We start from the raw sequence: 10,235 nt of genomic DNA, 5'->3' as shown, positions 1-10,235 counted from the left end.
CGGGAAGGACTTCCGGAAGTTTTCCGCGCAGAACTTCCGGAAGTCCTTCCCGTTCTTCTTCCTGGTGTCCCCGTCCACCCCAATGTTCTGCTGTACACCGTCAAGCAGCCGCGTCCCAGAACGGAGCTGATCCGCGACACCGTTCACCGCGGGCCTACTCGACATCTCGCAGTCGTTGTGGCTTTCCGGCTGCGCCAAGGTGCTTCGTCCAAGCAGCACCGCGCACGTAACGCTCCTTCGGAATGGTCGGGTTCCGGTGATCACAGCCGTAGTGCCGGACCGACCCGAGGCAGCACACGGGAGGCAGCGCACGGGCTCCCGCGCATGGATTTCTGATGCCGGCCTTTGTACGCGCGGGAACCATCGCCCGGCGCGCACCTGGTCCGGCCACGGCCGAGTGCCCCGCTCCCTCAGCACGTTCGAAGGCACTCATCTATGGGAAGTTCGATGACCAAACGAACCACGGATAGGCTTCTTGCCACGACGGACAGCGTGCAGAGCCCGCCCCCGGAGCTCCTGCGCCGCCTGGAGCACGGCCTGCGCGCCGACCTGTCCGCCATGCGCATCCACACCGGGCCGACCGCCGACCGCCTCGCCCGCGGCCTGGGCGCCGAGGCGTTCGCCAGCGGATCGCACGTGTTCTTCCGGCGAGGCGCCTATCGACCGCACTCCCCGTCCGGGTTCCGGCTGCTGGCCCACGAAGCCGCCCACCTCGTCCAGCAGGCCCGCGGCGAGGTCGGCGGAACCAGACGCGGAAAGTGGACCGTCAGCGTGCCCGGCGACCCCTGGGAGCAGGAGGCCGACGGCTGGGCCGACGCGGTGGCGCAGGGGCGGACGCGCGAGGGAGCCCCGGTGGTCGTGCCGCCGGGCTGCTCCACGACGGTCCAGCGGCACGTCTCCTTCGAACACCGCATCCTCGGCGACGCCCCGACCGCGAACCTCGTCGCGATCACCACCAATGCCGGCAACCGCAACGACATCCTCGACGCCCAGATCAAGCTGCAGAACCTGTGGCGCAAGGACCCCGAGTCGGTGACGGCGAAGGACATCGGCGACCTGAAACTGGGGATCGAGACACTCCGTATCGGTCCCGGCGCCGGGCTGCTGGTCACGTACGGCGAGCTCAACGCGCTGCCCGACTACCTCGCCGACGCCGGCGAGTTCGGCACCGTGCCCAAGGAGACCCTCCTCGGGATCCTTCAGTGCATCCGCCAGGAAGGGTTCAACCACCTCACCGGCATCAGGAAGGGAAGCGCCCCGCCCAACGACGCGTTCGCGTACGCCGCCTCGGCGCCGTGGAAGCTCGGCCTGGTGAACGACATCGTCGAGACGCGCGCGCTCGACGCCTGGACCTCCGGTATGGGCTTCCTCGGGGAGGACCACTACCAGGGGCTGCTGGCTCGCAACGCCTGCCACTTCGCTCCCTACTCCTGGTACCGCTGGCAGTCGTTCCACCTGGTCGCGAGGAATCTGGCCCAACGCTCGTTCCTGAACAACCGGGACCCCGAACTGGCCCGGCAGGCGCGGATGTACAACGGCTACGCCGACCACTTCCTCCAGGACTCGTTCGCCGCGGGCCACCTGATCAACAAGACCCTCGTCATGCAGTGGTTCATCGAGTGGGCGGCCGGGCAGAACTTGCTGCCGATCGCCGACTGGGACCGGATCAAGGACATGACCGAGGAGCAGCAGCCCGGTCTGGCGGGTCTCGACCTCTACGACCCGGCGTACAGGGGGCCGTCGAACGACCCGCAGACGTCCCAGGAGGCTGCCACTCTCGTCCGCCGTGTCCTGGGCAGCGGCCTCGTCGCGGACAGGAAACTCGGCCTCGGCGGCACGTACCAGAACTATCTGACGTTCCTCACCGGCGCGGCGGCCCAGCTCGGTTCGAGCATGCTGCACGACCACTACAACTCCACGTCGGTCTACGTGAGTTCGACGGACCATCCGGTTCCCTATGCCGTCTGGGGCGATGTCACCCTCCTGACCGGCAAGAACGGCTCGGCCGGCGTCGAGGCCACCAGCGCGGCGGCCCAGCAGTCGCAGCAGGCCCTGCGCGAGATCCTCTCCAAAGGGGAGACCGGCATCACGGTCCAGTCCATCCGTGACAGGTTCCCGACCCGGGCGGGAGACGGGCCGAAGGCCATGAAGGATCTGAAGTCCTGGAACCAGGACCAGAAGGAATCCTGCATGGGTCTGTTCAGCAAATCCATTCCCGCCCTCAAGGAGCTGCTGGTAGGACTTGCGAGCCCCAGGCTCGGGGTCGTCTCGCGGGACCAGAACTTCGCCAGTGTCTGGAACCGGCGCCTTCCCAATACCGGTACGTCGTTTCCCGCGGTTCAGATTGCCGTCGGCGGCGGAAAGGTGTTCGCCGGCTCGAACGGCTACGTCTACCAGATCGACCAGACCACCGGGAAGATCCTGCACAGCCTGCTGGTGACCGACAAGATCGGGGTCGGTGACTACACCACCAGACTGGCCACGGACGGCACCAACCTCTACGCCGGCGTGCACGGCTACGTCTACGCGATCGGCATCGGCGGCGATTGGAAGCAGCCCCTGTGGGGCACCCCCGTCGGCGGGCTGCTGGGCACGAACGCGGTCGACGTCATGGTCGCCGACGGCAAACTGTTCGCCGGCTCGGACGGTTACGTCGACCAGATCGACCCGGCCTCCGGGAAGATCCTGCACAGCCTGCTCGTGAGCGACCGGGTCGGAGTGGGTGACTACACCACCAGACTGGCCACGGACGGCACCAACCTCTACACCGGCGTGCACGGCTACGTCTACGCGATCGGCATCGGCGACGACTGGCAGCAACCGCTGTGGAACTCCGGCGTCGGCGGGCTGCTGGGCACGAGCGCGGTCGAGGTCATGGTCGACGGCGGAAAGCTGTTCGCCGGCTCGGACGGCTACGTCGACCAGATCGACCCGGCCTCCGGGAAGATCCTGCACAGCCTGCTCGTGACCGACCAGGTCGGAGTGGGTGACTACACCACCAGACTGGCCACGGACGGCACCAACCTCTACGCCGGCGTGCACGGCTACGTCTACGCGATCGGCATCGGCGACGACTGGCAGCAACCGCTGTGGAACTCCGGCGTCGGCGGCGTCCAAGCCTTCAAGCCGGTGAGTGTGAGCGTTGACGCAGGAAGGGTGTTCGCGGGCTCCAACGGCTACGCCTACGAATTCGACCCGGGTTCCGGGAAGGTCCTGAACAGTCTGCTCCTGACTCTTCCCGTCAGTACGGGCGGCGACTACAGCACCGAGGTTGTCGCCGACGGCTGGCTGTACGCGGGTGTCCACGGCTTTGCCTCCAAGCTGCTGGTGAACAACTCGCAGCCGGACGGCACCGTATACCACAACTCGCTTGACGATCAAGAGTCCTGGCACGGGTGGGAGGCGAACTTCGACGGAGCTCCGTCCCAGGTGCAGTCGATCACCGCAGCCATGGGCGCCATCGGCTACCTCGAGGCCTTCGCCGTGGGGGACGGCGGCACCCTGTACCACAACTATCAGGACTTTCGGGGGTCCTGGCACGGGTGGGCAGCCAACTTCGACGGAGCGCCGTCCGAAGTGCGGTCGGTCACCACGGCCACAGGCGCCAACGGCGACCTCGAGGTCTTCGCCGTCGGGGGCGGCGGCACCCTGCACCACAACTATCAGGACCACCAGGGAAACTGGCACCGGTGGGCAGCCGGCTTCGACGGAGCGCCGTCCGGAGTGCGGTCGGTCTCCGCGGCCATAGGCGCCAGCCGCAACCTCGAGGTCTTCGCCGTCGGGGACGGCGGCACCCTCTACCGCAACTGGCAGGACGGGAACGGCGGCTGGCACGGGTGGGCGGCGAACTTCGACGGAGCTCCGCCCGGAGTGCGGTCGGTCACCGCGACCATAGGCGCCGTCGGCAACCTCGAGGCCTTCGCCGTGGGGGACGGCGGCACCCTGCACCACAACTATCAGGACTTTCGGGGGTCCTGGCACGGGTGGGCAGCGAACTTCGACGGAGCGCCGTCCGAAGTGCAGTCGGTCACCCTGGCCACAAGCACCCTTGGCTACCTCGAGGTCTTCGCCGTCGGGGGCGGCGGCACCCTGTACCGCAACTATCAGGACCACCAGGGATCCTGGCACGGGTGGGAGGCGAACTTCGACGGAGCACCGTCCGAAGTGCAGTCGGTCACCACGGCCGATAGCCCCCTCGTCAACCTCGAGGTCTTCGCCGTCGGGGACGGCGGCACCCTGTACCGCAACTGGCAGGACGGGAACGGCGGCTGGCACGGGTGGGAGGCGAACTTCGACGGAGCTCCGCCCGGAGTGCAGTCGGTCACCGCGGCCCAGGGCGCCAACGGCAACCTCGAGGTCTTCGTCACAGCGACGCCATGAGCATCGGTGGCGGCGAGAGCCCGCCCCTGCCGCCACCGGTGTCCGCGATTCCACGGCTGTGATCCGCTCCATCCCCCATCCTCCAGCCGGTCGGCCGTACCGGATGTCTGCGCAGGCCTGCCGCCGACGCGAGCGCCGACAACAGAAACCGCCATACAAGGAGACAGACATGAGGAAGCCGGCTGACCGGTCCGCACTGAGTCGCAGGCAGATGCTCAGCAGGGCCGCCGCGGTCGGTGGCGCGGCCACGATCGTGTTGAGCACCGGAGTGACCTCCGCGCCCGGCGCTTCAGCCGCCACCGGGAACGTCGGCGAAGCCCTGGAAATCACCGCCGCCTACACCCTCCCCAACAGTGAGCACGGGTTCATCAGAGGCACGGAGGTGCACCACACCGACTGGGCCGCCGGTACCACCCGGAAGCTCGCGGTTCAGTTCCCGACCCTTCCGAAGGGTTTCGCGCACGGCGTGGATGCCGCCTACGTCCTGCCGAACGGCGTCCACGGCTTCATCAAGGGCGGCGAAGTCCACCACACCGACTGGGCCGCCGGCGCCTCCCGGAAGCTCGCCGACCGGTTCCCCACCCTTCCGAAAGGTTTCGCGCACGGCGTGGATGCCGCCTACGTCCTGCCCAACGGCGTCCACGGCTTCATCAAGGGCGGCGAAGTCCACCACACCGACTGGGCCGCCGGTACCACCCGGAAGCTCGCCGACCGGTTCCCCACCCTCCCCACTCACTTCGCGGGCGGCATCAGCGCTGCCCACGTCCGCCCCGACTGGGCGTACGTATTCATCAAGGGCGGCGAGGTCCACCGCACCGATCTGGGAAAGAAGGTCATCAGGAAGACCGCGGACGAGCTCCCCGAACTCCCCGAACCCTGGAAGTCGGAAGCCTGAGGTCGTGCGGTCGGCTCGGGACGCGATGACGACCGTTACGTCGTTCCGTTTCCCCGAGCCGCCGCCGACCCGGACCGGACGTGCCTGTCTCCACGCGTCCGGCTCTCCCCTACGGATGCCGGGGATGCCGTTGTTCCGGCGGATCCAGATCGCTGCACGGCGACACGTGTGGCGGTCGACCGAGTAACTCTGCCCCGCTCGGCGGGCTTTGGACCGCTTCCCCCGCAGCCGCTCCCGCTCGCCCCGCACCGCCACCCCTGGTCCCAGCGCCTCGCCGATCCGCCCGGTCGAAATGGAGGGCGGCCTGCGGGGAGCGATTGCCGGTGAGTAGCATCCGCTCAGCGGTGCGGCATCGGAGTCTTCGCCTGGTTGCTTCGGGCAGGACTCGGACGGACCGCCCGCCGATTCGGGGGCGTTGTGGGGGGAGAGCGAGTTGGCGACGTTCGGTGAGATGTTGTTGGTCTTTCGTCGGGCCGCGGAGCTGACGCAGGAGGAGCTTGCCGAGGCCTCAGGGTTGGCGGCGCGGTCCATCCGGGATCTGGAGCGGGGCCGGCGGGCGCGTCCGCAGCGCCGCACGGTGCAGATGCTGGTGTCGGCGCTGGGGCTGGGTGGCGCTGACGCCGCCGCGTTGCTCGCGGCGGGTCGCTCCGGCCGGCAGGTGAGTCCCCCCGTCGACGACGACGGTGCGGTGGGGTCCGGCCTGCTCGGTCGTCAGGGCCAGCTGGTGATGCTGGAGCGTGCGGCCGGTGAGGCCCGGGCGGGCCGGGGCGGTGTGGTGCTGGTCCGGGCGGGCGCGGGGATGGGGAAGACCGCGCTGCTGGATACGTGGGTGGCCGACCAGGATCCGCGGGAGATCCGGGTGGCGTCCGCGAGCGGGGCGGAGCTGGAGCAGGGCTTCGCCTTCGCGGTGCTGCGGCAGCTGGTCGAGCCTTTGCTGGCCCGAGCCGGTGACGCGGGGCGGGCGCGGCTGTTGTCGGGCCCGGCGCAGTTGGCGTCGCACGCTCTGCGTGTGGAGGGGACCGCCGAGTTGTCGCCCGAGGCGTCGCTGGGCCTTCTGCACAGTCTGTACTGGCTGATGGTGCATGTCGCCGATGAGGGGCCCGTCGCCTTGGTGGTCGACGACGTGCACTGGGCGGATGTCCCATCGGTGCGGTGGCTGGAGTACCTGGCGCGGCGTCTGCGGGGTCTGCCCCTGCTGCTGGTGCTGGTGGGGCGGCCGGACGCCGGGGCCGAGGTCGAGCCGCTGCTGGAGCGGATCGCCAGACAACCGTACTGTCGGCTGATCGACCTGCCCGGGCTGGACATCGACAGCGTGACCCACCTGGTGCGGGCGAGCCTGGGGCCCGGTGAACCGCGGTTCGTCGCCGCATGCGCGTCGGCTGCCGAGGGCAACCCGTTGTTGCTGCACGAGTTGCTGCGGACCCTGGCCGACAACCAGGTCGGGGCCGCCGACGATCAGGCCCATCTGGTGGAGGATTTCCGGGGTCGGATCCTGGCCGGCACCGTGGTCAAGCGGCTGGCCGAGGAACCTGAGGCGGTCCTCCGTCTGGCGCGGGCCCTGGTGGTGCTGGGGGACGAGGCCGCCTGGAAGGTCGCGGCCGAGCTGGCGGAGATGGGCGAGTCGACGGCACGGGAACTTGGCCGCCGACTGCGGCGGATCGGTGTGCTGGCGTCCGACGAGCCGGCGCGGTTCGGTCATGGCCTGGTCCGCGCCGCTGTCGCCGAAGCCGTCCTGGGGCCGGTGGAACTGGCCGCCGGTCACGCGCGGGCAGCCGAACTGCTGCGGCGCGACGGCGCGTCCGACGACCTGGTGGCGGCCCATCTGCTGCTGGCCGAACCGGGCGGTGAGGCCTGGTGGGTGGACACCTTGAGACAGGCGGCGCGGGCGGCTCGTGACCGAGGGGCTCCGGAGGTCACCGCTGCCTACCTGCGCCGGGCTCTGCGCGAGCCGGTGTCCGTGGAAGAGCGTGGTCCTCTGCTGCTGGAGCTGGGCAAGGACGAGATGCAGGTCGACATCATGGCGGCCAGGCATCATCTGACGCAGGCCTCGACGGCGCTGGCCGACCCGTACGCCCTGGCGGACGCGGCCTCCGCGCTCGGCAGCGCGCTGTTCATCAGCCATGAGCACGAGCGTGCCGTCGACGTCCTCGCCCGTGCGGTGGAGAACCTGCGGCATACCGACGACGGTACCGGCCTCGCTCGTGAGGTGTCGTGGTTCCTCCAGGCGCAGATGCTGTTGATCGGTTACGACCACCTGTCCACCCTCTCCGTCGCCCGGCAGCACGCGCGACGGCTGTGGGACCACAAGCTGGCCGGTGACACCCCTGGTGAGTGCATGGTCCTGGCCGCGCTGTCCGCCCCGGCCATCACCGGGGAAGCCAGCGCCCAGGTCGCCAACGACCTCCTCGACCGGGCCCTGCGAGGCGGCCTGGCCGCAGTGGACACGTACCAGATGCTCGTGACCCTCGCCGGGTTGGCCCTCGCGGCCACCGACCGTCTCGACGACGCGGCAGCGCGATTCGACCTCATGGCCGACATGGGCGGCCGATGGGGCTCGTTCCTGCTGGTCTCGTCCGCGATGACCTGGCAGTTGCTCATCCAGGCCCGCCGTGGTCGACAGCTCCGGCTCACCGCTGACTTCGGACACCCCGCCACCACGGCCGACCAGGGCTTGGAGCCTCGGGTCAAGGTGGCGTTGATGACACTGGTGGGCGAATCACTGATCGAGCGGTGCGACCTGACCTCGGCGACGGCAGCGCTCGCCCCGGACGCCGACTTCAACAAGGTGGGCTGGACCTGGCAGGGCCCGGTGTTGCTCGCACGCAGTCGCCTGCTCGCGGCGCGGGGCAATCCGACCGCGGCCCTCACCCTCCTGCACGAGTACGGCGCGGAGGAGAACCGCGCACGGGTCACGAACCTGGCCGGGGCGCCCTGGCGGTCGCGGGCGTCCTTGCTGCACCTCACGCTCGGACAGCGGACAGACGCTCTCCAACTGGCCACCGAGGAACTGGAGCTGGCCCACCAGTGGGGCACCGAGCGAGCGATCGGGGTGGCCTCACGCTGCCTGGGCGTCATCCACGGCGGCCGAAAGGGACAGGCCCTCCTGCGCGAGTCCGTGGCCCTGCTGAAGCGGTCCCCCGCCCGACTGGAACTGGCTCGCGCCCACTACGAGCTGGGAACCGCCCTCTTGCGCGGCGGCGAGGCCGACGAGGCCCGCCAGGCCCTCACCCGGGCGCTCCACCTCGCGGACACCTGCGGCAGTGTCCTGCTGGCCGGCCAGGTGCGCGATGCGCTCGCCGCGGCAGGAGTGCGCACGAAGCCGGCACCGCCGGCGGCCCCGAGCCTCTCCGCGACCGAACACCGGCTGGTCGAACTGCTCCGCGCGGGTCACAGCGACCGTCAGATCGCCCAGGCGCTGCTCCTGACCCCGCACGACGTGACCGCGCTGATCGAGCAAGCAGGCCGGAAACTGGGGGCGCCCAGCAGGGCGGAGCTGGCGTCCCCGCCCCCAGCCCCGTCCACAGCCCAGGACCAGGACCAGGACCAGGCCGACCAGTAGACCAGCGGCGAGCAGAAGGTGACGCGCCCCAAAGGGGCGCGGGGAACTGCGCGACCAGCCCCCACGGCCCCGCAGCCGACGAACGAGGAGGAATCTCCCCCTGACCAGGAGGAGCACCCTGACCAAGGAGGAGCACCCTGACCAAGGAGGAGCACCCTGGCCAAGAGGGAGCCCCCGACCAGAGGCGAGCTACCGCAACCCGCCCCCCAACCGCCGCAACCCCTCCCCTATCTCCTCCGGAGTCTGCGTGACAAAGCACAACCGCATGGTCGCCCGCTCGGCCGGTCCCGCCTCACCGGCACAGAAGGAGGCCCCCGGCACATAGGCGACCCCGCTGTCCACCGCCCTCCGAAGCAGCGCCCCGGTGTCGTACGACTCCGGAAGCCGGGCCCAGAGGAACATGCCGCCCTCGGGACGGGTCCAGGTCGAGCCCTCGGGGAGCGCGTCCCCGATGCCGTCGAGCATGGCGTCGCGCCGCTCGCCGTAGACGCGGGCCACCCGCCGCACATGGGCGTCGAGGTCACGGTCGGCCAGATACCGGGCGGCGGCGAGCTGGTTGACGGTCGGGGTGTGCAGGTCGGCGGCCTGCTTGGCGACGACACAGGCGCGCAGCAGCTCCGCCGGCGCCCGCAGCCAGCCCAGCCGCAGCCCCGGCGCCATGACCTTGGAGAAGGAGCCGAGCAGGACCGTACGGTCCTCCGCGCCCGGACAGGACGCGATCCACGGCACGCGCCGGCCCTCGAAGCGCAGTTCGCCGTACGGATCGTCCTCGACGATCCACAGCCCGAGCCGCGCCGCGATCTCCGCCACGGCGGCCCGGCGCTCGGCGGTCATGGTCCGCCCGGTCGGGTTCTGGAAGTTGGGCACGGTGTAGAGCAGCTTGGGCCGGTGCCGGACAACCAGTTCCGCCAGCTCGCCGGGATCTATGCCGTCGGCGTCCCCCGCCACGGCGACCACCCGGGCGCCCGCGAGCCCGAACACCTGAAGTGCCGCGAGATAGCAGGGGCTCTCGACGAGGACGACGTCGCCGGGGTCGATCAGCGCGGTGGCGAGCAGCGAAAGCGCCTGCTGGGAACCGGTGGTGACGAGAAGGCCGTCGGCGTCGGTGGGCAGGCCACGCCCGGTGTGCCGGATCGCGAGCGCCTCGCGGAGGGTCGGCTCGCCCTCGGTCGTGGCGTATTGCAGGGCCCGTGCGGGGGTGTCCGCGAACACGTCCCGGAAGGCGGCGGCCACGCCCTCCGCGTCGAACAGCTCGGGTGCCGGCAGCCCGCCCGCGAAGTTGATCACCTCGGGCCGCGCGATGACGGCCAGGATGTCCCGTACGGCCGACCCGCCGACCGACCTTGCCCGCGCGGAGAGCACGGGCACGGAAGCAGAAGTGGCTGGGGCTGGGGCTGGGGC

General features: G+C 70.2%; 4 protein-coding genes. 3 read left to right on the top strand and 1 reads right to left on the bottom strand.

Annotated features, from left to right (window positions below):
* The first annotated feature begins 492 nt into the window (after positions 1-492).
* From AOK08_RS07010 to AOK08_RS07000, 3 genes are all read left to right on the top strand, one after another.
* Positions 493-4,380 carry an eCIS core domain-containing protein gene (locus tag AOK08_RS07010; RefSeq protein WP_055524575.1) on the top strand — a complete coding sequence of 1,296 codons (3,888 nt, stop codon included), beginning with the start codon at positions 493-495 and terminating at the stop codon, positions 4,378-4,380.
* Positions 4,381-4,549: 169 nt separating this feature from the next.
* A complete protein-coding gene (locus tag AOK08_RS07005) occupies positions 4,550-5,275 on the top strand; it encodes a hypothetical protein (RefSeq protein ID WP_157876587.1) in 726 nt (241 codons plus the stop codon).
* A 451-nt stretch (positions 5,276-5,726) separates the two neighbouring features.
* Positions 5,727-8,834, top strand: a complete 3,108-nt coding sequence (locus AOK08_RS07000; RefSeq protein ID WP_157876586.1) for an AAA family ATPase — start codon at positions 5,727-5,729, stop codon at positions 8,832-8,834.
* Between the two features lie 189 nt (positions 8,835-9,023).
* Here AOK08_RS07000 and AOK08_RS06995 read toward each other — a convergent pair.
* Positions 9,024-10,235, bottom strand: a 1,212-nt coding sequence (locus AOK08_RS06995; RefSeq protein ID WP_055524576.1) for an aminotransferase-like domain-containing protein, incomplete at its 5' end; no start/stop codon positions are given.

Origin of the sequence: Streptomyces graminilatus (assembly GCF_001418565.1) — a bacterium.
GTDB classification, from domain to species: domain Bacteria; phylum Actinomycetota; class Actinomycetes; order Streptomycetales; family Streptomycetaceae; genus Streptomyces; species Streptomyces graminilatus.
The sequence above is the reverse complement of the archived record's forward strand: the minus strand, read 5'-3'. Positions and strand labels throughout refer to the sequence as shown.

Bases quoted from the DNA above. Each gene is read 5' to 3' on its own strand.
- AOK08_RS07005 (WP_157876587.1), top strand. From the start codon at position 4,550: ATGAGGAAGCCGGCTGACCGGTCCGCACTGAGTCGCAGGCAGATGCTC.
- AOK08_RS07000 (WP_157876586.1), top strand. From the start codon at position 5,727: ATGTTGTTGGTCTTTCGTCGGGCCGCGGAGCTGACGCAGGAGGAGCTT.